The 23,060-nt window shown below is 70.3% G+C and carries 14 protein-coding genes and 1 pseudogene; 3 read left to right on the forward strand and 12 right to left on the reverse strand.

Annotation, left to right across the window (positions count from 1 at the left end; genetic code table 11):
• Positions 1 to 131: 131 nt before the first annotated feature.
• The 5 genes from INTCA_RS05660 to INTCA_RS05680 all read right to left on the reverse strand — a co-directional run bounded on the left by INTCA_RS05660 (position 132) and on the right by INTCA_RS05680 (position 8,665).
• Entirely contained in the window at positions 132 to 2,462 is a 2,331-nt protein-coding gene (locus INTCA_RS05660; protein WP_013491964.1) for a CHAT domain-containing protein, read from the reverse strand.
• A gap of 109 nt (positions 2,463 to 2,571) precedes the next feature.
• Positions 2,572 to 3,357: a hypothetical protein gene (locus INTCA_RS05665; RefSeq protein WP_013491965.1), complete on the reverse strand. Its 786-nt coding sequence runs from the start codon at positions 3,355 to 3,357 to the stop codon at positions 2,572 to 2,574.
• Between the two features lie 95 nt (positions 3,358 to 3,452).
• Entirely contained in the window at positions 3,453 to 7,142 is a 3,690-nt protein-coding gene (locus INTCA_RS18580; protein WP_013491966.1) for a DUF11 domain-containing protein, read from the reverse strand.
• 35 nt (positions 7,143 to 7,177) lie between these two features.
• Entirely contained in the window at positions 7,178 to 7,837 is a 660-nt protein-coding gene (locus INTCA_RS19800) for a hypothetical protein (protein WP_013491967.1), read from the reverse strand.
• Between the two features lie 210 nt (positions 7,838 to 8,047).
• Positions 8,048 to 8,665: a SatD family protein gene (locus INTCA_RS05680; protein ID WP_013491968.1), complete on the reverse strand. Its 618-nt coding sequence runs from the start codon at positions 8,663 to 8,665 to the stop codon at positions 8,048 to 8,050.
• A gap of 181 nt (positions 8,666 to 8,846) precedes the next feature.
• Here INTCA_RS05680 and INTCA_RS05685 point away from each other — a divergent pair, with 181 nt between their 5' ends.
• Entirely contained in the window at positions 8,847 to 9,227 is a 381-nt protein-coding gene (locus INTCA_RS05685) for an MmcQ/YjbR family DNA-binding protein (protein WP_013491969.1), read from the forward strand.
• A gap of 45 nt (positions 9,228 to 9,272) precedes the next feature.
• Here INTCA_RS05685 and aqpZ read toward each other — a convergent pair whose 3' ends face one another.
• Positions 9,273 to 10,073, reverse strand: a complete 801-nt coding sequence (gene aqpZ, locus INTCA_RS05690; RefSeq protein ID WP_280513533.1) for an aquaporin Z — start codon at positions 10,071 to 10,073, stop codon at positions 9,273 to 9,275.
• 233 nt (positions 10,074 to 10,306) lie between these two features.
• Here aqpZ and INTCA_RS05695 point away from each other — a divergent pair, with 233 nt between their 5' ends.
• On the forward strand, positions 10,307 to 13,663 hold the full coding sequence (locus INTCA_RS05695; RefSeq protein ID WP_013491971.1) for a glycosyltransferase: 3,357 nt from the start codon (positions 10,307 to 10,309) through the stop codon (positions 13,661 to 13,663).
• Between the two features lie 33 nt (positions 13,664 to 13,696).
• Here the strand turns inward: INTCA_RS05695 and INTCA_RS05700 are convergent, their stop codons facing one another.
• Positions 13,697 to 14,773, reverse strand: coding sequence for an SGNH/GDSL hydrolase family protein (locus INTCA_RS05700; RefSeq protein ID WP_013491972.1), 1,077 nt, complete (start codon positions 14,771 to 14,773; stop codon positions 13,697 to 13,699).
• 117 nt (positions 14,774 to 14,890) lie between these two features.
• On the opposite strand from INTCA_RS05700, the gene INTCA_RS05705 reads away from it, so the two are divergent.
• Positions 14,891 to 16,783 carry a glycosyltransferase family protein gene (locus tag INTCA_RS05705; RefSeq protein WP_013491973.1) on the forward strand — a complete coding sequence of 631 codons (1,893 nt, stop codon included), beginning with the start codon at positions 14,891 to 14,893 and terminating at the stop codon, positions 16,781 to 16,783.
• A gap of 136 nt (positions 16,784 to 16,919) precedes the next feature.
• Here the strand turns inward: INTCA_RS05705 and INTCA_RS05710 are convergent.
• The 5 genes and pseudogenes from INTCA_RS05710 to istA all read right to left on the reverse strand — a co-directional run bounded on the left by INTCA_RS05710 (position 16,920) and on the right by istA (position 22,947).
• Positions 16,920 to 18,226 (reverse strand): annotated as a pseudogene (locus INTCA_RS05710) (IS256 family transposase).
• A 606-nt stretch (positions 18,227 to 18,832) separates the two neighbouring features.
• A complete protein-coding gene (locus tag INTCA_RS05715; RefSeq protein WP_083807866.1) occupies positions 18,833 to 19,282 on the reverse strand; it encodes a transposase in 450 nt (149 codons plus the stop codon).
• Positions 19,272 to 20,060: an O-fucosyltransferase family protein gene (locus tag INTCA_RS05720; protein ID WP_013491974.1), complete on the reverse strand. Its 789-nt coding sequence runs from the start codon at positions 20,058 to 20,060 to the stop codon at positions 19,272 to 19,274. Before INTCA_RS05720 ends, INTCA_RS05715 begins: the two co-directional genes overlap by 11 nt.
• A gap of 311 nt (positions 20,061 to 20,371) precedes the next feature.
• Entirely contained in the window at positions 20,372 to 21,208 is an 837-nt protein-coding gene (locus INTCA_RS05725) for an ATP-binding protein (protein WP_013491710.1), read from the reverse strand.
• Complete coding sequence (gene istA / locus INTCA_RS05730) at positions 21,205 to 22,947, reverse strand: IS21 family transposase (RefSeq protein ID WP_244859875.1); 1,743 nt, start codon at positions 22,945 to 22,947, stop codon at positions 21,205 to 21,207. Before istA ends, INTCA_RS05725 begins: the two co-directional genes overlap by 4 nt.
• Positions 22,948 to 23,060: the final 113 nt, after the last annotated feature.

Below are 23,060 nucleotides of genomic sequence, written 5' to 3' on the forward strand. Positions count from 1 at the left end.
GGCCGTCCGACCGGGCGGCCCTTCTTGGCGTCCGGCTCCTCGTCGAGTGTGCAGTTCCTGCCGCATGCCGCTGGGCTGGCTCCTCGTCGAGTGTGCAGTTTTTGCCGTCCGGAGGCCACCGTTCCTCGTCCTCAGCGCCGGCGCCGAACCAACGGGATGAGGGAGACGGCGAGGAGGAGGACGCCGATGAAGATGAGCCACCAGTACGTGCGATGGCCGGTGTAGCCCGGGAGGGCTGCCATCGACGTGCCGCCGATGATGCCCGTCCCCGTGAGGATGAGACCGGTCAGGATGCCGAGGCCAGACCCGGCGGCCCGGACTGGTCCGGGGGCAGATCGGGGCGGGCCATGGCCGCGTGACCGCCCGACCCCTCCGGGCCCCGCCATCGTGTCGGGTGCAGGCAGGGAGGGAGCAGGTGCAGCCGGGGGCGGAGGTGCCGATGGAGCAGGTGCGGCCGGTGGCGGAACCCAGGGAGCCGGTGCGGGACCCGGGGCCTGAACGGGCGGCAGGGTCCAGCCGGTCGACGGCCCGGGGTCCAGCTCGGGTTCCCTTGCTGCCCAGAGCGACCCACTGACCGTGGCCGGGGGCAGGGGCAGGCGGACGAAGCGAAGCGCCGCGAGTCCCGGTGGTGGCAGGCCGTCCGACCGTGGGAACGGCTCCTCCCAGTACAGGGGCCGGACGAAGCTGTCGCCCCTGGCGGCCAGCGCCTCCTCCCACTCGATCCGACAGGTCGCGGAGCTCATCGAGTTGCGGGACCAGAAGAGCTGGAAGCTGTCCGCCTCCGCGATCTTGGACCGCATCCAGTCGATCGGCGCCCCGGACCGGCGCTCGGCGACGATCTCGGAGAGATACCCGTCACCCAAGGCCTCGGCGACCGCCACGACGCCCTCGACGAGCACACCGTCCTCGGGTGCGTAGCACGGGAAGATCCGCCTGAACCGCTCGACGGGGTGTTCTTGCGGCGGCGCAGGCTCCGCGCCGCCCACCGCGAGCGTCAAGGGTGCCTCCGCGACCAGCAGCGGCCCGGAGAAGACCCGCAGGTGCCCGTTGACCGTCGTGCCGGCCCGCTCGGTGCCGGCCCGGAGCAGGAACGTCAGCTGGGCGATCTCTCCGGTCCACGTGACGGCGGCCTGGGCCGGGCTGCACTGGACGTCAGGCACGTCGGGGCGGACGACGAGTCCGGCACCGCGAGGGAGCGGCTGCGAGGAGGGTGTCGCCGTCGTCGCAGTGGGGGTGGCACCGAAGAAGGCCTTCACTTGGTCCTCGACCTCGGCCGACTGGTCGACGACCACTCCGCTCTCCGTCGTGATCCGTTCGCCGTGGTGGGCGAAGAAGAGCATCGGCTCCCACACCGTCGGGCGGAGCGCGGCCGGGTGGGAGACCGTGAACCGCACGTCGCGGTCGAGGCCGGGCACCGGGATCCGCGCCTGGTCCGCGGAGATCGAGGAGCCGAGGTGCAACGCGACCGCCGACCACTCGGTCGACACCGGCCCGTCCGCGGCGAGCAGGGCGGCGCGGCCGCGAGCCACGGCGGGCTCGACCAGCCCGCCGCTCTCGATGAGGGTGGCGTAGAACTCGTCGGCGAAGGCCACTGCCGCCGTGTCGGTGATGGCGCGCCGCATCGCGACCACGGCGGGGATACCGGCCCTGACGAACGCGGCGGCGGTGCCGGCGAAGGGGTCGCTCCCGTCGCTCCCGTCGCTCACGGCGCTGTCACAGCAGTTGAGGACCGCGAGGCGCAGCGACGGCGAGGCGGCCAGGATCGCCGCGATCTCGTCGGCCGAACGGCTCGAGACCGTCGTCCCGTCCTCGGCGGTCAGGTCGAGGTGCCCGACCCCTCCGGCGGGGTGCACGCCGTGACCGATGTAGTGGAAGACGTGGAACTCCTTGGCCTGCAACGTCTCCCGGATGAGGTCGAGCGACGCCGTCCTCAGCGTGACGACCTCCACGGCCGCGCCCCAGCTGAACGGCCGAAGGCGGGACTGGATGCTCATGATCTCTGCCGCGGCGTCGATGGCCGGGGTCCCGTCAGGGGTCGACACGGCGAGGAGGATGCGCAGGGGTGTGGCGCTGGTCGTGGTGGCTTCCCGGGCCGACATCTCGGTGCACCGGACGACCGCGCGCCACGGGTCCAGCCCGAGGAACGTGAAGCGGTCGGGGTCGCGGAGCAGCTCCCACGGCAGGTCGTCGGCACCGCCTTCGAAGCGCAGGACGACGCGCACCCCCAGCCCCGACGCGAGCGCGCGGTCGGTGCTCTTCTCGTAGCGCAGCCGCACCTCACCGGGCAGGAGCGCGGCGAACAGGGCGTCACCGACCACCTTGTCGTCCCCGTGGGTGCTCGGCCAGGGCGCGCTCAGCGTGGCCGTCTCGCCGGCGGGGGAGTCGAGGACCCTCGTCTCGAGGACGTCACCGCGCCGGGCCACCACCAAGTCGACGTCGAGGTACCCCGATGGCCTCTCCATCGAGCCATGATCCCACCGTGGCCGCCACCCCGACGGCAGTTCTGCGCATCCCGACCGTCGAGTCGACCGGTCAGGCACCCCCCGTCCGGCCAGGCCGCTCGACCGGGGCTCAGCCCCGAGCGAGGGCCAGCGAGCCGAGCGCCACCAGCCAGCTGACGAAGCTGCCGACCAGGAAGTACTCGGTCACGTCGTCGATCCCGACCCGGCTGCTCGGCGGTGGGGGAGAGGTCCGGGCGGCGGCCTGGATCTCCGGGAAGCGCAGCAGCCCCTTGGCCGCGATGACGATGCTCGCCGCGCCGAACTCGCCGGCGAGCCCGAGCCCGAGGATGACGAGGCGTTCCATCGGCCCGAGCAACCGACCGCCCTTGAGCCGGTCGGCGGGCTGCGGGTCGGCCGAGGGGGACTGGGCGGCCACGACCTGGTCCGAGCGCAGGGCCCCGATGGCGAGGAGCACGAGCCGGACGATGATGTTGCCGGTGGCGAGGTTGAAGGACACCAGCCCGGCGAGGAGCAGGACGCGCGAGACGGACACGTCCGTCGCCCAGGGCAGGTCGGCCCAGCGGAGCCAGCCGGCCAGGGGCCCGTCGGGGACAGAGGCAAAGCCGGAGAACCCCAACAGCACCACGACGAGCGAGGCGAACAGCCCGAGCGGCAGCCAGGCGCGCCGGCCGTCCGCCTGGGTGCGGCGGGACGTCGCCACCCAGCCCACGAGCCCACCCGCGGTCACGACCAGGGCCACCACGTCGGCGACGCCGTCGACGCCGGTGATGACGGCGAGGAGGACGAGCGTGACGACACCGGCGAGCGGGGCCGAGCCCAGCGGCATACGGCCATTTCTCGCGCGGACGAGATCGGCCACGCCGAACGCGACGAGCGCGAGCGATACCCAGGTCATGTCACGCATCCTGCCGCAGACCGCGGACAGTGCCCGGCAGCGACGTGCCCGGGGCCGATGGCCCCGGGCACGCCGGCGCGGCGATCACGTGGTCGCTACTTGCCCTTGCCGGTCCCGCCCTTGACGACGATCGTCACGGCGTTGGTGTTGTTGGCCAGGACCGGGTCGGCCGTGGCGCTCGACACGGTGGCCGTGTTGAGGATCGTGCGGACGCTGCCCTGGGTCTGGACCTCGATGACGAACGAGACCGACTGGCCGGCAGGCAGGTTCGGTGCCGTGCACGTCACGGAGTGCGTCGACGTCGCGTAGGTGCACTGCGGCGAGACGTACTGCACGACGACCTTCTTCGGGTCGAGCGGCAGCGTGTCGACGACGGTGACGTCCTTCGCGTCCGATGGGCCGCCGTCCCCGCAGTTCGGGGTGACGGTCGACTGTGCGTCGGTCTCGCAGCCCTCGTCGTTGTGGACGGTGAGGGTGTAGACGATGACCGGGCTCGGGTTGCCGGACCGGCTGACACCGGTCTTGTCGAGCCAGAGCTCGGCACTGGTGGCGACGTCCGTCTGCGTCGTGGCCGAGTTGTTGCTCGGATCCGGGTCGGCGGTCGACGACGTCACCGTCACCGTGTTGGACAGGACCGTCCCCGAGGGGACCGAGGCGTCGACCAGCACCGTGAGCAGGACCGTGACGACCTGCTGCGGCTGGAGCGTCCCGAGGTCACAGACGGCGATCCCGGGTTGGGCGAGGGAGCAGACGGTGTTGCCGTTCTGGTCCTGCCCGCTGACGAACGTCGTCCCCGCCGGCAGCGGGTCGGTGATCGTCACGTCGGCCGCTGTCGACGGCCCGTGGTTGGTGACCTGGATGGTGTAGGTCAGCTGGTTGCCGGCGAACACCGGGTCGGGCGAGTCGGACTTGGTGACGCTCACGTCGGCGGAGGCCTCCACGACCGTCTTGACGCTGGTCCGGTTGTCCGAGTTGTCCGGGTCGCTCGTGTCGCTCGCGACGACGGCCGCGTTGAACAGGATCGTGCCGTCGGGGACGTCCGGGGCGACGAGGGCCACCACGGTGATCGTCTCCGTCGCTCCTGCGGCGAGGTTGCCGAGGCCGCAGCGCAGGTCCCGGTCACCGGGGTTGCCGTTGGTGCACGACCCATCCGCGGTCTGCGCGGACACGAAGGACAGGCCAGCGGGCAGCGTGTCGGTGACGACGACGCCCACCGCGGTGGACGGTCCGGCGTTGTGGACGGTGATCTCATAGGTCAGCTGGGTCCCGGCCACGACCGTGGCGGCCGCCGTCTTGGCGATCGACAGGTCCGCGGACCCGAGGAAGCTCACGCGTCCCCTGGCCTGGTTGTTGCTCGTCACCGGGTCGGGCGTGGCGGACGAGACGGTGGCGACGTCGTTGATCTGGGCGACGTCGGCGGCTTCGACGGAGACCCGCACGGTGGTGCGGCCGGTTACCGGCTCGGTGCCGAGGTCACAGGTGATCGTCACGTCGTTCGTCGGGCCCGCTGTGGTGGGCGCGCAGGTGCCGCTCGCCGCAGGGGTGACCGTGACCGCGGTGACGCTGAACGGCGTCGCCGAGGTGAGCACGTCCGTGAGGGTCACGGCGCGGGCGTCCGACGGACCGAGGTTGTCGACGTGGATGTCGCAGTAGCCGGTCTCACCTGCGGGGGCGGGCTCGTCGGGCTTGCACACCTTGATCACCGCGAGGTCCGCCCGGTCCTCGACGATCGTGCCGAGGGTGAAGGTGTTGTTCCGCGTGTCCGTGTCGTTGTCACCGGTCACCGAGACCGTGTTGTAGATCGTGACGGCGTCGGCATTGCCGAGCAGCCCCGGATCGACCCTCACCTTGATCGTGAAGGTCGTCGAGGCGCCTGCGGCCACGTCGCCGACGACACAGGTCAGGGTCCCGACCGGGCCTTCGACACACGGCACGGTGGCCGTCTCGTAGGTGACTCCCGCCGGCAGGACGTCGGTGACCACCGCGTTGTAGACGGTGTCCGGTCCGGCGTTGCTGACGACGACGTCGTAGTAGAGCTGCGACCCGGCTATGGCGGGGTCGGGCCGGGACGTCTTGGTCACGGTGAGGTCGCCACCGCTGAGGGCCGGCGCCTCGAGCCGGTCGTAGTAGACGTCGAGGTCGAGCCGGCCGGCCGGGAAGCCGGTCGTCGTCACGGTCCGCCGTCCGTCGCCCCACAGGTAGTGGAAGCTCGCGGCGTCACTGCCGACAGCGAGGTACTCGCCGAAGTAGCACTGCGCCGTCCCCGGGTTGTAGTGCGGGAAGAGCGGCGGGATGCCGGCGGTCACGTCACTGACGCGGACGTTGGCGCCGTAGGTCACGCCTCCGTCGGTCGAGTAGGCGGTGTAGACGTCGGTGTTGGTGTTGCCGGGGTTGTCGTTCCGCTTGTCGTACCAGGCTGCCGAGACGACACCCGTCGGCGAGACGTCGACGTAGGGGTTGAACTCGTCGAGGTTGTTGGCCGCGACTCCCATCTGCTGGACGTTGCCCCAGGTGAGCCCGCCGTCGGTCGACCGGGCGACGAGGACGTCGGAGCGGTCGGTGGCGTTGGCGGGGTTCTCCATCCAGGCGGCGTAGACGTTGCCGTCGTTCGGCCCGCCGGTCGTGTCGACGGCGAGCCAGGCGCCGTGGAGCATCCGGATGTTGCCGTTGAGGATGGGCCGGCTGTTGTTCGTGCCGCAGTTGTTGGCGGCGGTCACGTCGCCGGGTTGCGGCGCGTTCGCGTCGATGTCGACGACGGCGCCGAAGCTGAGCCCACCGTCGAGCGAGCGGAGGAACTCGATCTGTCCGGCGGCGCGGTTCGCGTAGGCGACGTAGATCTCGCCGCCCGAGCCGACCTGGATGCTGCACCCGAAGGCGGCGGACCCCTGTGGCACGAGGACCTGCTCGCCGATGAAGGTGGCGCCGCTGTCGTTGGACCGGCTGAACCGGAGCTCGCTCGTGCCGGTGGTCGTGTCACCGGGGGTGGTCTGGAAGAAGCGCGTCCAGCACACGTAGACGTCGCCGTCGTTGGCGCCGCCCGTGTTGTCGACCGCGACCCACGGTTTGTCGTTGAGGGTGGTGCCCGCGAGCCCGGACGAGACGGGGGAGGCGTCGACCGCGGCGGCGAAGGTCTGGCAGCCGTCGGTCGAGCGGGCGATGCCGATGGCGGGGTTGCCGCCGATGGTCGCGATCTCGCCGTAGAAGAAGTCGCCGGTCGTCGAGTGGGCGACGATGACGGGGTCGCCGCGGCCGCCGATGCCGTCGAGGTCGGTCCACGTCTGGCCGCTGTTCGCCGACGACGCCAGCCCGGAGAGACCGCCGGCGGTGAAGTCGTTGTAGCCCGCACAGACGATGGGGCCGTCGACGGCCAGGGCGGTCTCGCTCTGCGTCGTGACGTCGGTGGTCAGGTTGTCGTCGGCCGGGTCGTTGACCATGACGTCGGCCCCGAAGATCGGGTCACCGGGAGCGTTGGGCACGTCGAAGGTGGTCATGGTCTCGGCGGGCGGACGTTTCGGGGTGTCCTTCGCCTTGGCCGGGGCCGGGACGAGTCCGGCCATCTCGAGCAGGAGCCGCTCACCGGCGCCGGAGGGTGACTCTCCGGGTGGGAACTGGCCGAGGATCTCGGCCACCGGGTCGGGTGTGCGGTCGGCCGTGAGGCCGGCCGTGAGGCCGGCCGTGCGGCCGGCAGCCTGGGCGCCCAGTGGTCCGGAGACCAGCAGGCCGCCGACCAGGACGGGTACGGCAGTGAATCCGATCAGTTTGCGTGCGAGCGTGCTTCGTCGCATCGCATCCCCCTTTCACGATCGTCAGCTGACGATGGTCACAGCTGTGGACAACGCAGTTTCGTGAGCAGGTCCGCGACCTCGCGAAGGCGTTGCTGCGTCTTCTCGGGGGTCGTCGTGACCGTGACGGCGATCTCGGCTCGGCGGCCGGGGCTCTGTGCATAGGCGAGCTGCCGCTGGGGTGTCCCGGGCAGCACGCGGACGTCGCAGGTGCCGTATCGCTCTGGCGTGGAGGTGCGTTGGCTGCGCCCGGCCAGCCATTCTTCGAGAGTGAGGTCGTCATCCCGGGTGATGACGCAGAGCTGCACGGCGGCTCGGTCGAGCTCGGGGGAGCCCGCGTCCGAGGGCGCGGGGCGGTCGACCGTCTCGGCCGAGACGCAGCGCGCGTCCTGCTGGAATGCCGTGCCGATGACTGCCCGGTCCTGCACGGTCCAGCCGTGCGGTACGGGCAGCGAGTAGCCGTCCTCGAGGAGGGTCGTGCCGGCGGTGGTGGCCGGGGTGGTTCCGGCCGGGGTGGTTCCGGCCGAGGTGGTTCCGGCAGAGGTGGTGCCGGCCGGGGTGGAGGAGCCGGATCCGGGTTCCACGCCCGCAGGCGCGCCGCAAGCCACGAGCAGGACGCTCGCGATGAGCGCCTTGCCCCCCTCGAGACGGCGCGTGCGCCGTGATGTGGCGTGCTCCATGAGTGACCCCCGGTCCACCTGTGAGCATCCCACCGGAGGTGGCCGGGTGTGACGGGTTTCACAGAATCGGGGTGGCTGACTCCCCGTTGAGGCCCGGGATGCGCCGGATGTCCATGCCGTATGCCGCTGAGCTCGCTCCCACGTGCACGCTCAGTTCCTCCTCAGTGGGCTGGGCCGGGCACGGTCTGGCGTGGTGGCGTGGCGTGGATTGCGTGGCGTGGCGCCCGGTCAGGGCAGCTCGCCGAGCATCCGCATCGCCTCCATGGCCACTCCGATCCCGTCGCCTCGGACTCGCTGGGACACGGCCGAGGGCGTGATCCCCTCACGCTCGGCGATGTCCTTCTGGGTGAGTCCGGAGAGCCGACCCGCCAGGATCCGCCACGACCCGGGCGACAGGGCGCCGAGGACCTGGTCGAGGGTGAGCAGGGCGGCGTTGACGGCGGTCACCTGAGCTGGTGGGTCCTCGGGGGACCGAAAGATCGTCCGGGTGGTCCGCAGGGCTGCCTTGCCGGCCAGCTCGGCGGCCTGCTCGATCGCGTCGCGCGCTGCCCAGTAGGCGGGCCCGTCGTGGATGCCGCGCTCACGGTCGAGCACCTGGATCGCCCCGCGCCCCAGGCCGAAGCGCACGTCGTGCGGTCGCAGCCGGGCCCGGATGTGGAAGGCAGCGGTCAGCGCGTCGCCGAGGGTGGCATAGACCCCCTGGAACTCGTCACCGAGCGTGATCACGGCCGGGTCGACGACGGGGTGGTCGCGGTTGACGCGCTCGAGCACCTCGCCGACGGTGTCATGGAGCGCCTGCCGGTCACCCGCGCGCCGGGACTCGACGATGTCGCCGATGAGCGCCACACGCGTAGCCTCTGCCTTCATTCGATCCATATGAAGATATTAGCTTAATCAAGTCCAAATGAAGAAGAACCCTAACTCCACCCCATCGAAAGAGCAGTTCGTCCCCCACGCCATCGAAAGAGCAGTTCGTCCCCCACGCCATCGAAAGAGCAGTTTGTGACCCACCGGGCAAGATGGTTCCGTGGCCGTCACCGCTCTCGACGTACGCGACCTCGCCCTGCGCCTTCCGCGTGCCTATGAGGCGTGGGTCCGCGACTACCGCAAGTTCCGGGTCGGCCAGATCGTGTTCGCGAGCGTGAGCCCGGACGAGACGGTCCTCGGCTTTGGCTTCCCCCGCGAGGAGCGTGACTCGCTCATCGCCCGGGAGCCGGGGACGTTCTTCCTGCCCCGGCCCTCCGATCTTCGCTATCGGTGGGTGTGTGCGTGGCTGGCGGCACTGGACCACGACCGGCTCACCGTGCTCATCGAGGACGCGTGGGAGATGTGCGTGCCGAAGTCGGTGGCCGCCGCCTACTTCGCCCAGCAGGGCGAGGTGCACACCGAGCCGCCGAGGGACACGTAGTCGCGCGGCGACCACGCCGGCGTGGGCGGGCGCGCGCCCTCCGTCTCAGCGATCCAGGACCGGCCGCCCAGCCTCGTCCCGCTCGGCGTTGGCGATGTCCGAGGTCGACCCGTCGACGTCCATGTGCCGCCGGTCGTCACCGGTGATCCAGGCGTAGGTCGCGCCGGCGATGACCGCCCCGACGATCGGCGCCACCCAGAAGGCCCACAGCTGCCCGGGTGCACCGGCGCCGTTGAAGAAGGCGACCGCGGTCGACCGAGCCGGGTTGATCGAGGCGTTGCTGACGGGGATGGCGACGAAGTGCGCGAGCGTGAAGGCAAAGCCGATGGCGAGCGGCGCGAACCCGCGCGGTGCGTCGTCCTTGGTCGCGCCGAGCACCACGTAGACGAAGAACGCCGTCATGAGCGCCTCGACGACGAGCACGGCACCGAGGCCGAAGCCGTCGGGGGACGCGTCCCCGTAGCCGTTGGCCGCGAGGTTGCCGGTCGACGACAGGCCACGGCTGGCGACGAGCCCGGCGAGCGCACCGCCGGCGAGCAGCCCGCCGACCACCTGGGCTGCGAGATAGGGCAGCACGTCACCCCAGTCGAAGCGCTTGGCGATGGCGAGCCCGATGGTCACGGCCGGGTTGAAGTGCCCTCCGGAGACGTGGCCGACGGCGTAGATCATGGTGGCGACGACGAGTCCGAACGCCAGAGCGACGCCGAGCCTCCCGACGCCGACGGGCACGGGCGCGCTGTCGGAGAGGGCCTGGGTGACCACCTTGGCGTTGAAGATCGCGGTGCCGCAGGCGACGAAGACGAGCCAGAAGGTGCCCAGCGCCTCCGCCCCCAGTCGCGAGCTCATCCGTGGCTGGTACATCGGGTCTCCTTCGTCGAGGCCGGGCGTCCTCTCGCAGCGTAGTAGACGCAGGACCCGTCAGAGGGGAGCGAGCATGCCGTATGCCGCTGGGCTGGCTCCCGTGTCCCGCTCGCAGCCGTGGTCGGTCCGCTTCGGGGGCTTGCCGGGTAGGCTGCCGCATTGCCGAGGCACTCGGATGGCCGATGCGCCGTGGAGACCTCGTAGAGGAAGGTTGACACATGGGTGCTGGGCCGGGCGTGACCGGGAAGCGCAAGGCACCGGCGGGGCGGCCTGCCTCGCGTCGGGTCTGGCTGAGCCTGCTGGCCGCTGGCCTGGTCCTCCTGGCAATCCTGCTGGTCGCGGCCGGCGTGCTGCTCGTCCAGGGCCGGGTTGCGGTGGCGGCGGTCGTCCTCGGTGCCGCGCAGCTGCTCCTCCTCCTCGCCGGCGCGGTCTACGTGCGTCGCCTGGCGGGCCTGACCTCGCGGGGTTTCTCGCGGCTCAGCGCCCGGGTCGCGTCGGCACCGGAGGGGCGAGCCGTGGACTCCGCCTCGGCCCGGGTCGCGAAGGGGCCGGAGGGCCAGACCTCGGCCAAGGACCTCGTGGAGACCGGCATTTTCGACGCCGACTTCTACTCGGCCGCCGCCAACCGCACCTTCCGGGGTCCCGAGGAGGCCGCCTCACACTTTCTCTCGGTGGGCATGGCGGAGCTCCTGCCGCCGCACCCGCTGGTCCTCGTCGGGAGGCTGCCGCAGGCGGTCCGCGACACCTGGCGCGAGGGCGACATCGACGGCGTGCTCGCGTTCCTCCGTCAGGATCGCGCGACGCTGCCCGCCCTCGGTCCGCTCTTCGACCCGAAGCTGCTGCCCTCGGCACCCGCCGGCAGCGAGGAGCATCCGGGCGGGTGCCTCGGGTCCTTCCTCGAGAGCGCGTCGGACGACACGCTGCTGCCGGCCCCCCGCCGCAGCGTCCGGTGGGGTGACGTGCGCCGCGCCGCGGGCGAGTACTCGAGCGAGTTCCGCAGGACTGCCGTGCTGCGCCGGCCGCGAACCACGAGGACGTGGAACGCGGGCAAGGAGGAGGAGTGGCGTCGAGCCGTCTCGGACGTCAGCCTCTCCGTGGGGAGTGACGGTCATCCGAGTGTCAGCGTGATCATGCCTGCGTGGAACCGTGAGTCCGAGGTCGCGGGAGCGATCCGGTCGGTCCAGTCGCAGGGGCTGCAGGCCTGGGAGCTGCTCGTCGTCGACGACGGCTCCGACGACCAGACCGCCAGTGTGGTCCGATCGCTCGCCGCGGGCGACGCGCGGGTCCGACTGGTGGAGCGCGCTCACGCCGGACTGTCCGCGGCCCGCAACGCCGGCCTCGCGGCGGCCACGGGGGAGTTCGTCGCCTTCCTCGACACCGACCACCGCTGGGAGCCGGACTTCCTCGAGCTGATGCTGGGGGGCCTGCAGCACACGGGCGCGAGCGCCGCCTACAGCGCCATCGAGCTGCGGACGGGTGACACCTCGTCCTACCAGGCCTACCGCGGCGGCCTGCAGCACCTGCTCGTGCGCAACCACATCGACCTCAATGTCTTCGTGGCACGGCGTTCCCTGGTGGAGGGGGCTGGAGGCTTCGACGAGGAGCTGCCTCGCGGTGTCGACCACGACCTGGCGATCCGGGTCGCCGAGCGGGAGGAGCCGGTCCTCTTCCCGTTCGTCGGCTGCCGCTACGACCGGCCCGACGCCGACGCACCACGCGTCACCACGACCGAGTCGGACAACTGGCAGTTCGCCGCGATCGGCAAGAACCTCGTCGACTGGGACGGCCTGCTGGCGAAGGGCGACGCGGCCGTGCCCGGGCGCATCTCGGTGGTCATCCCCACCTACCAGGACCACCTGATGACGGCGGCCGCGGTCGACTCCGTCTTGAGGATGCCGGGCGACCTCGAGGTCGTCGTCGTCGACAACGGCTCCACGTTCGTGGTCGGGACGGTCCTCGCGCAGCTGTGGGCCGGCGACCCGCGCGTCAGGGTCCTGCACCTGCCGAAGAACCTCAACTTCGGCATCGGGTCGAACCTCGGCGTCGCCGCGGCGACCGGGGAGTACGTCTTCTTCCTCAACAACGACACGGTCGCGCCGGAGCAGGGCCTGGACGTGCTGGTCGGGCGGTTGAGCGACCCGGACTGTCTCGGCGTCCAGCCGCTGCTGCTCTATGGCGACGACTCCGTCCAGGCCGCAGGGACGATCTTCGTCGCGGACAACCACCTTCCGCTGCACCACCTGGCGGGGATGCCTCCGGAGGACGCGCACGGCGTCGGGAGCATGCGGTTCGCGGTGGTGACGGCGGCGGCGCTGCTCATGCGCCGAGCCGATGTCCTCAGGCTTCGCGGGTTCGACCCCCGCTTCGTCAACGGGATGGAGGACGTCGACCTCTGCCTGCGCGCAGGGGCGGCCTCCCAAACGGGCTATTTCGCCGTCGAGCCCGCGGTGCGCTTCCAGCATCGCGAGAGCAAGACCCCGGCTCGCGGCAAGAACCTCGATGACAACCGTCGGCTCTTCATGGACCGGTGGTGGGGCCGTCTCCCGTCGCCGGACCTGGACAAGGTGGCGGCCGCGAACCTGCGGGTGACCCGGATCCAGACCGACGGCCGGGTCATCCCGTCGCTGCGCCCGGTGCTGGTCCGGGACCGTCCGGGTCCGGGACTGCGGTGGGGGCTGCGCCAGGCCGCGCCGGGAGGCCCCAGCGGGGACCGCTGGGGTGACACCGCCTACGTGGAGTCGCTGGCCGGCGCCTTGCGCCGGGCCGGCCAGGAGGTCGTCACCTACCGTCATGGCGCGAACCGGGAGACCGCGCACGTCTTCGACGACGTCAACGTGGTGTTGCGCGGCCTCGACCAGGTGGCCCCGATCCCGGGGGTGGTCAACGTCCTCTGGGTCATCAGCCACCCGGAGCTCCTGACGCCGCTGGAGGTCCGCGGCTACGACCTGGTCTTCGCGGCGTCGGCCTCGTGGAGCGAGCAGTTCTCCCGTCGGGCGGGTCGCGAGATCCTCCCCCTTCTCCAGGCGACGGACGTCGACCGGTTCGTTCCCCGCGAGCCGGGCGATGGCTTCACCAGGCCGGCGGTCTTCGTCGGTGGGAACCATTCAGGGCGCGAACGGACGATCGTCACGGATGCTCTCGCGGCGGGCGTGGACCTTCGCGTCATCGGCGGCGGCTGGGCCGACGTCGTCCCGGCGCCCGTTCTCGAGGCGGACCATGTCGACAACCGGGACCTGTCGGCCGTGTACCGCAGCGCCTCCCGGGTGCTGGCCGACCACTGGCCCGAGATGGCCGAGCTGGGCTTCATCCAGAACCGGCTCTTCGACGCGGTCGCGTCGGGGGCGCGGGTCATCTCCGACGAGGTCGCGGGTCTGCGCGAGGTCTTCGGTTCTGCGGTGCAGACCTATGACGGCCCGGACGAGCTGCGCCACCTCTGCAGCCCGGAGGGTGCGCAGCGTTTCGGCACCGACGAGGAGATCCTCCAGCAGGCCAAGGAGGTGCGCGCTCACCACTCGTTCGATGCCCGCGCCCAGGTGCTGCTCGAGGCCGTGGAGTCGGTGCGGTCAACGCAGTAGGCCCGGTCCCGTGCGCGGCTGCTCAGTTCACTCTCAGTTGGCCGGGGCGGGTGGAGGGGTCTCGGGCTCAGTCGTCGTGGTGGTCGGGTTGGCCCGGGTCGGCTTGAACGTCGTGGTTGACGTCTCGACGGGAGTCTCGGTCGGGGTCGGCTCGGGCGCTGGCGGAGTGGTGGAGACCGCGGTCGGTGTGGGCTGAGCGCCAACGGGGCTGCTGTCACCGACGGGGAAGGCCGCACCGGGTGCGATGACGTCGGTCGCCTCGGCGCCGACGGTGGGTGGCGAGGACGAGGACGAATCCGCGGGGAGCCGGCCGCCGATCGCGCGGTAGACGGTCTCGCCCCAGAGCAGACCGCCCTGCGCGTTGACGCTCGGCGGGTCGACGACGGAGACGAAGGAGTTCGGGTCCCCGGCTTGGCGGAAGGCGGCGGCGACATCCACCGTCGGCAGCTTCTTGGCCGCTGCCCACTTCTCGGTCGCCTTGCGCACGGGCGCAAGCTGGTCGTTCAGGTTGGGCGCCTGGAGCACGACGACGATGGGCACCTTGGGCCACTTGGCCCGGACCGCCGAGAGCGTGGTGTCGAGGCGATCGGCGATGGCCGAGGCCTTGTCGTCCCGACCGTAGTTCAGCACGACGGCGTCGGGCTCCTCCGGGATGAGGAAGTCGAGTCGGTCCGCGGCGTAGCCGGCGCCCGCTCCGGGCCGGCTGCCGTTCCAGATGACCGTCGTCGGCCCCGACGTGCCGTAGGTCTGCTCGTCGGCGTAGCGGGTCGGGTCGGTGGGGTCGAGGTTCCGCAGGGTGACCTGTCGTGTCGAGCCGGCCAGGTCGGCCAGGACCGACACCCATTCGCCGTCCTCGTCGCCGGTGCCGTCGCCGAGCACGGCGAGGACGAGATCTGCGTCGCTGGCGAGCAGCCGGGAGACCTCCGGCAGGGCACCGTCCATGCCTGCGGAGCTCGAGGAGCCGGGGGTCGCGGTCGTGGTCGGCAAGGTGCTCGCCGCAGGTGGGGCGTCGTCCCCCCCGATGAAGAAAACGACTGCGACGACGATGGCCACGTTGATCAGAAGGGCGATGAGCCCCAGCGACACGTCGGTCGCCCGGGATCTTCGCATGCCGACATTGTGCCCCAGCCGGGGGACCGCCCGGCACGGCCGTGCAATCGACTCTTTCCGTTCGGTACATTGGGCGCGCTCTGCGGGTTCGCCCGCATGTCCGTGTCAGGGGTGTCCATGTCCATTGCCCGAGAGGTCCTCGCGGACCCTCGCACCGCCGCGTGGCACCTCCGCCGTGGTGGCGTGTCCCAGGTCCGCACGTGGGCTCGCCGGCGCACGATCTTCGGCCGGCCGCTCAACCTGGACGGCCACCAGGCTCTCGGGGCCCCGGAGTTCCCGGCCTGGCCGTTGCCCGATCGCCCGCCACGTCGCCCGGATCTGCGCGTCGGGGTCATTCTCGACGACTTCAGCCGGCTGGCCTTCCGCTACGAGTGGGACCAGGTGGAGCTGACCGCCGCAGGGTGGCGCGCCGAGGTGGCCGCGCCGCGGCGCATCGACCTGCTCTTCGTCGAGTCCGCGTGGCACGGCAACGGAGACTCGTGGCAGTACGCGCTGACGGGTCCCACGGCGCCGCGCCCGGCGCTCGTCGATCTCCTCGAGTGGTGCCGGGCCGAGGGGGTGCCGACGGTCTTCTGGAACAAGGAGGACCCGGTCCACTACGACGACTTCCTCGACACGGCTCGCTTGTTCGACCACGTCTGGACGACCGACTCGGAGCGGCTGCCCGACTATGAGCGCGACCTGGGCCACGACCGGGTCGGCGTGCTCCCGTTCGCGGCGCAGCAGTCGATCCACAACCCCGTCCGGCCGTCGAGGGGTCACCAAGCCCGCGACATCGCCTTCGCGGGCATGTACTTCGCGCACAAGTACCCCGAGCGTCGCGAGCAGATGGATCTCCTCCTCGGGGCGGCTGAGCGTGTCTCGTCCCGTATGCCGCTGGGCTTGGAGATCTTCTCGCGTCATCTTGGGGGGGACGACCGTTACCAGTTCCCGGGGTCGCTGGGTGACCGGGTCGTCGGCTCACTCTCGTATGAGCAGACGCTGTCGGCATACCGCGGCTACAAGATGTTCCTCAACGTGAACTCGGTGGTGGGCTCACCGAGCATGTGCGCGCGGCGCATCTTCGAGATCACGGCCTGCGGCACGCCGGTCGTCTCCACGCCGAGCGCGGCCATCGGGGGGTTCTTCCCGGGCGACGAGGTCGTGCAGGTCTCCGAGCCGCGGGAGGCGGAGTGGACGTTGCGTGCTCTGTACAACAGCCCGGAGCTGCGCGACCGGATGGTGCACAGTGCCCAGCGGCGGATCTGGGCCGAGCACACCTACACGCGTCGGGTCGACGAGGTCCTGGCCGGGGCGGGGTTCGCGGCGCACCGGGTCAAGCGGCCGACCGTGAGCGCGCTGGTCTCGACGAACCGCCCGCACCAGCTCGACCACGTCCTCTCCACTCTCGCGGCCCAACAAGACGTCGACCTCGAGGTCGCCGTGCTCACCCATGGCTTCGAGGGGGCTTCCGCCGTCCGAGACAAGGCTCGGTCGCTCGGGATCGAGCACCTCGTCACGCTGGAGGCCCCGGCCGACGTCCCGCTCGGCGCGTGTCTGAACCGACTGGTTGCCGCAGCCTCAGGCGACCTGGTCGCCAAGATCGACGACGACGATCTATACGGTCCGCACTACCTCCGCGACCAGCTCAACGCCCTCGACTATTCCGGCGCCGATGTGGTCGGCAAGCAGGCGCACCACATGTACCTCAAGGCCGAGGACCTGACGATCGTCCGCTTCCCGGAGCGGGAGCACCGCTTCACCGACTTCGTCATGGGCCCGACCATCGTCACCTCGCGCGCCGTCGCCGTCGTCAACCCGTTCCCCGAGGTCCGTAGGGGAGAGGACACCGGCTTCCTCAGGGGAGTCAGTGACGCGGGGGCGCAGATCTACTCAACGGACCGCTTCGGCTTCATCCAAATCCGGAACACTCACGCTGGCGCCCACACCTGGGAGTCGGGAGCGTACGAGCTGCTATCAAGCGGTCGTGTCCTCGCTTCCGGCAACATGAACGGTCACGTCATGCGCTGAGTTTCTCAGAGACCGAAGGGAAAAGACTCCGTCAGTGACCTGAGCGGGAGCATAGAGCGGTGTTCTGGGCCTTGATGAAGTCCAGTGGCGACCCATTCGGGTGTGTCCGATGAACGGTGTTTCCGGCACTTGATTCCTACAGGTTCTCCGCCGCCGGCATGCGGTCGGCGAAGGTGACGGCGAAGGCGTTCAGTGCCGGCTTCCACCGTGTGATCCATCGTGCCTGCCCGAGGCCCTTGGGGTCCAGTCCTCGGGTGACCAGGTAGAGGCACTTGAGCGCGGCCTGCTCGGTTGGGAAGTGCCCGCGCGCCCCCACGGCCCTGCGATACCTGGCGTTGAGGCTCTCGATCGCATTGGTGGAGAAGAGAACCCGCATTATCTCGACGTCGTAAGCCAGGAACGGGGTGAACTCCTCCCACGCCGCCCGCCACAGCTTGGGGATGGCTGGGTAGGGTTTGCCCCACTTCTCCTCCAGCTCCTCGAACGTGGCCCAGGCCGCCTCGGCCGTGGGTGCCGTGTAGATCACCCGCAGATCCCGCGCGAGCTGGTCCCAGTACCTGCGTGAGGCGTAGCGCAGGGTGGCCCGGATCAGGTGGATCACGCACGCCTGCACGATCGCCTGAGGGAAGACCGCGGTGACCGCGTCCGGCAGGCCCTTCAGACCATCACAGACGACGAAGAAGACGTCTCGCACGCCGCGGTTGCGCAGGTCGGTGAGCACGTTCATCCAGAACTTCGCCGACTCGCCGCCGCCGTGCCCGGCCCACAGACCGAGCACGTCCCGGTGACCGGCAAGGTCGACCCCGATCGCGACGTAGTACGGCTGGTTGCCGACCTGCCCGTCGCGGACCTTGACATAGATGGCGTCGATGAAGACCGCCGCGTAGACCGCCTGCAGCGGCCGTGAGGACCAGGCCTGCATCTGCTCGACCACCGCGTCGGTGATCCGCGAGATCGTGTCCTTGGAGATGGAAGCGCCGTACACCTCGGCGAAGTGCGCCGAGATCTCACCGGTGGTCAACCCCTTGGCGTACAAGGAGATCGCGACCGCGTCCACGTCGTTCAGGCGCCGCTGCCGCTTCCTGACGATGACCGGCGCGAACGTGCCGGCCCGGTCCCGCGGCACCTCGATCGTCACCTCGCCCGCGGCGTCGGTCAGCACCGTCTTGGGCCGGGTGCCATTGCGGATGTTGCTGCCACCCTCGGCCGGGGCGCCGTGCCTCTCTCGTGGCCCAGGTGTTCGGTCATCTCCTCCTGCAGAGCGGACTCGAGCACCGTCTTGGTGATCGACTTGAGCAGCCCGTCCGGGCCGGTCAGGTCCTCACCCCTGGCGCGAGCGGCCTTGACCAGCTCACGCACCGCAGCCCGCTCAGCCTCACCAGGCTTGGCGGCCTTCACCGCTTCCTTGGGCATCAAGCTCATGCCCTCGAGTGTCTCGGTCATCAGGTGACCAGCCTTCCTCGCCGACCACGTCGGCGTGTCGGCCAGAAACACCGTTCAACGGACAGTCCCACCCATTCAACGTTTTGGTGCGTGCTCCGCCCCGTGGCAAAGCAGTATTCGTCGTACTTGAAGTTGCGATCTGTCGCGGACCTCAGGTCATCCCTGTAGGAGCGGGGCCGTGTCAAGAGCGTTCGGAGGTTGTTCTTGGCCGGCCCGGACCGTTGCTGGGCATGACTGGGTGGGCGTCGGGGTCAAGGCTCGAGCGGAGCTCGACCGCGTAGCGGCCGAAGGGCCTTGGGGCCGGCGCCCGGCGAGTCGACAATGTGGGGACGGCGGGCCCGCCGAGAGGTAGTGGTCGTTCTGGACTTTGGTCCTCACCTCGCGGGGTGGAAATCCCATTGGGGTAGGTGCCTCGTCAGTGCTGATGCGGTGCAGGGTGGACAGCCCGTCGTGGGTGTCAGTCATCCCTTCGCCACCGGAGCCGGTGGCATGACGTGGTGCGTGGGGTCTTGGCCGGTGTGGTCAATCAGAACGCGCGACCGCGCCCAACAGCTCGGGGGGTCATGACCTGCACGACCGAGCATCGACCAAGAAGAGTGAGGACGGTCATGCCGCGCCCCGGTGGGTCAGGACGCGGACGTGCCCGTCGCGTAACGCGTGGTAGACGTGCTCGAGCTGACGGCGGGCGGCAGCGACCGTGCCGATGTTCTTGCCCCGCTTGGCGGCGACCCGTTCGCGGAGTGGCCCGGCGCCGGTCAGGGGGCCGAGCCGTTTGACCGACTCGATCGCGGCCCACCACACCAGCCTCGAGCCTTGCTTGGTGATCCGCCCCCGCCGGACGTGGGTGTCCGACTCGTGGTGCTTGGGGGTCAGCCCGGCCCACGACGTCAGATGCGCGGCACTCTTGAAGCGGGTCACGTCGCCGATCTCGGCGACCAGCGGAGAGCGGGCCTCGTTCGGCGTGTCGCCTGCGCGAGGCGAATATCGAGTTGGTGCGAATGCGGCCAATGTATTGGTTGAGGGCAAGATCCCTAGCGTAGGACCTCTACTGTGCACTCCCTGCTCTCCTCAGGCTGCGCGACGTCTCGAGTGCCTGCTGCCTCCCTGAGTGTAACCACGCCATCTCGACGAAGCTCGACCAGTAAGGGCCGAGCAAGTGTCGAGCCCCGGCGAGCAGGTGCAGGTCTACCACGCTGGATCGGATCCCCTCGAAGGTGTTGTACTGGCCCTTGTCGCCAAGGGCGACGGTCATTGGGAACTCGGAGAGAATGGCTGACTGGACTTCGGGCTCATCACATGAGAGGAAGAACCGCGTTTCAGGCTGGTCGGTGATCATCTCCCGCATGCGGGTTGTGAACCATGACACCGGTGACGCGGCAAGGGTCTTGGCATGCGTTTTCTCGTTCACGCGGATCTGCACCCCAACGTACGGACCGGGTAGAAACTCGCGGCGGAACCGGGAGATACGCTCCGCGAGCTCCGCGACGGGCTGAAGGGAAGCAAAGATCTCTGACCATTCGCGCTCCGTCCCGTCTCCTCGTATGGCGGATCCCGAGCGGACGCACCAGAGGTCCCGATCGCGCAGGGAAGTGAGGTCGTCCGCCTCCGTTAGGTCGGCGGGCATGCCCTCGGCGGGGACCCGGACCGCCTCGTACTGCCATAAGTCCGTCAGCGCGGCGCCGAAGTGACTCCCCACATGCCATGAGTAGTAGAAATGCCGACCTTCCGCCTCCGCGACGGCCTGCGCAGAAAGGGTGAAGCGGATGCGGTTGCCGAGCCCGGCCCAGGGCGCGTTGACGGCGACCATCGCGGGCGTCTCGATGGCGGTGGTCATCGGCGTAAGGTAGCACGCGGCACAACCTCACCTGCCAAACGCGTAGCGCCGCCCATCCCTGTGGGGGCAGGGGAGGCGGAGGGAAGGGGTCGCGTGCAGGGCGAGCGATGGCGTCGCACCACCCGGCGTGGCGATCCTCCAGAACGGCGAGACCATCAGGAGTGGACGCCTGATAGGCTCGCCGACCGCTATGCGTCATACGGGTCAGTTGAATCGAAGCGCGAGGATCAGGGTGAGAACCGTCTACAGGTGTCGCTTGCCAGCGTGATGGGACCACCTCGTTGCCACGAGCATGGGACCACCTGGAGGTGTCAGTGAGCATGCTGGGCCTCGCTTGTTTCGTCAAGGATGACGCGCTGTCGTTGCCGGTGTGAGGGGCCCTCGATGATCAGGTGGTGCGCGCCGGAGGTGAGCCGGTCGATGGCCGACTGGGCGAGCAGGGCGTCGGTGGTCATGGCGAGCCATTCGGACGGCTCCCTGTTGGACACCCAGATGGTGGACTTCTTGCGGTGGCGCTCGACGACGAGCTCGTAGAAGTCGTTGGTCTGGGTCGCGTCCAGGGCGCGGAGTGCGAAGTCATCGACGATGAGCAGGTCCACGGCCGCGAGGCGGCGGACCTCGGCTTCGAGGGTGTGGTCCAGGCGTGCGGCGCGTAGCCGGGTGAAGAGTTTGTCGGCGCGGGCGAACACCACGCTCATCCGGCGCCGGATCGCGGCGTGTCCGAGCGCGGTCGCCAGGTGTGTCTTGCCGGCGCCGACGGGCCCGAGGATCAGGACGCCGGTGCCGGCCTCGGTGAACCGCAGCGAGGTCAGGTCCGACCAGAGGGTGCGGTCGTAGTTGAGGTCGGGGTGTTCGTCCCAGGTCTGGATCCGCATGCTCGGGTCGAGGCCGGCCTTGGCGGCGCGCAGCATCGCGGAGCGGGACTCGCGGCGGGCGACCTCATCAGACAGCAGCAGCTGCAGGAACGCGGCGTGGCCCAGCTTCTGTTGGCGGGCCAGCGCGAGCCGTTCGGGCAGGGTGTCCTTGAGGCCGGACAGTTTCAGGGCGCGCAGGATGCTGCTCAGGTCGGTCCCGACCGGGTCGATGGGCCCGGTGCTCGGGTGGGGGCTCGGGTGGGGGCTCGGGGCGGGCTTGGTGATGGTGCTCATCGGGTGCTCTCCTTCTGAGGGTTCCTGGGGGTGGGAGCGTCCTCGCGCGCGATGGCCTCGCGGGCGCTTCCGGGGATGAGGGACAGCGCGGTGGTCCCATTCGTGGCCGCGTTGACTGGCTCGGTGGCCACGGTGGTCCCATGAATGGCGAGGGCGGTCCCTCGACTGGCCGGGGTTGTCCAGCTATTGGCAGTGCGCGTCGTTCGGCTCATGAATTCGGTTGGCTGGCGGGCGAATCGGGTCGTGGTCGCGGCGGTCGCGGTGGGCAGGGTGGGGGTGGTGTGCTCGGTGGCGCGTTCGAGCATGGAGGCGATCTTGGTGACGGAGATGACGTCGAGCTGCAGCGCTCGGTCGCAGGCTTGCTCGACCGGGTCGGGTCCGTAGCGGCGGACGAGGCCGAGGAGGCGGTACACGGCGCGCATCCGCGTCCAGGGCAGCGGGTCATCCAGGATCCGTTCGGCGTAGATGCCGATGTTCGCCCCGTGCCCGGCGCAGGTGCCGATCAGCCGGGCCAGGTCCCGTAACGCGTACGAGGCCTGGTGCTCGGGCAGGTCGGCCGGGTCGGTGGACCGCCCGCCGGGCCGCTGGCGCGGGTGGGTCTTGACCAGCGCCCCTCGCTGGTACAGCTTGACCAGCTCGCTGTCGGCGCGGACGTCGAGGTGCTGGCCGAGGTACTGCTCGGGCAGCGAGTAGAGCGACTTGGCGACCTCGACGTGGAAGTCGCGGTGCACCTTGACCCGAGCGAAGATCGGCACGTCGTAGGCGTCCGGTGCTGGCAGCAGGACGGGCGCCTCGGCCTGCAGGAACACCTCGATCGGGCGGGCCTGGATGGTGCCGTGGATCCGCATCCCGGCCCGCTGCGCGCACCAGCGGGACGCGGCCACCTGAGCATCGGCGAGGTCGGTGAAGGACTCCCCGGCCCAGAAGTTGCCGCGCACGTACTGCACCGTCCGCTCGACCCGAGGCTTGTCCTTCGGGCGGCGGACCCGCGCGGGGTCGGTGACGAACCCGGCGTGCTGGGCGTAGTCGAGCCAGCCCTGGCTCAGCCGCGGGTTGACCGCGTCCGCGTCGGTGACGACCGGCTTGAGGTTGTCCGGGACGATCACCTTGAACACGCCGCCGAAGAACGCCCAGGCCGCCTCGCAGCCGGCGATCACCGCGGCCAACGTCTGGGCGTGGGTCAGCCAGACGAACATGTGCCGCGAGTAGACCGCGGTGAAGATCAACGCGTGCACCTTCCGGCGCCGCCCGTCCTGGTCGGTCAGGTAGCCCATCTGACCGAAGTCGACCTGCAGCTCGGCGCCCGGCTCGCCGTCGTTGACGCGCACCGTGCTCTCCTTGGCGCGGTAGCCGCATCGCTCGGTCGCGAACCGGTGCAGCGTCCGGTACGGCACGACCGTGCCTTGCCGGGCGAGCAGCTCCTCGATCTTCACGATCGACAAAGGCTTGGCGTCCTTGCCGTCGCCGGCCACCCAGGCCCGGATCTGCTCCTCATGCGCGAGGAGGGCCTCCCACGCCCGGCCGTGCCCGTTCGGGCGGACCGGGCGGACCGCGACCACGACCTGACCGACCAGCCCGTCATCGAGCGCGTCCCAGCCCGCCGCCCGGTCCAGCCCGGCCTCCTGCGCGGCCTGCACGTACCGGCGCGCCGTCTTGCGGTCGACCCCGGCCCGCTCGGCGACGGTGCGTAGCCCGGCCCCGTCGAGCCAGCCCCGCAACACTTCCCTGACCTCACTCACGCTGACCTCCCGGAATCCCATGCCCGCTGACCTCCACGTCGACGACGCTGACGAGGCGATCAAACGAGCCGGCCGAGGACCCACCGGCGAGGCGCGCCGGGTGGTCCCATGAC

It is taken from the genome of Intrasporangium calvum DSM 43043, from assembly GCF_000184685.1.
GTDB classification, from domain to species: Bacteria; Actinomycetota; Actinomycetes; order Actinomycetales; family Dermatophilaceae; genus Intrasporangium; species Intrasporangium calvum.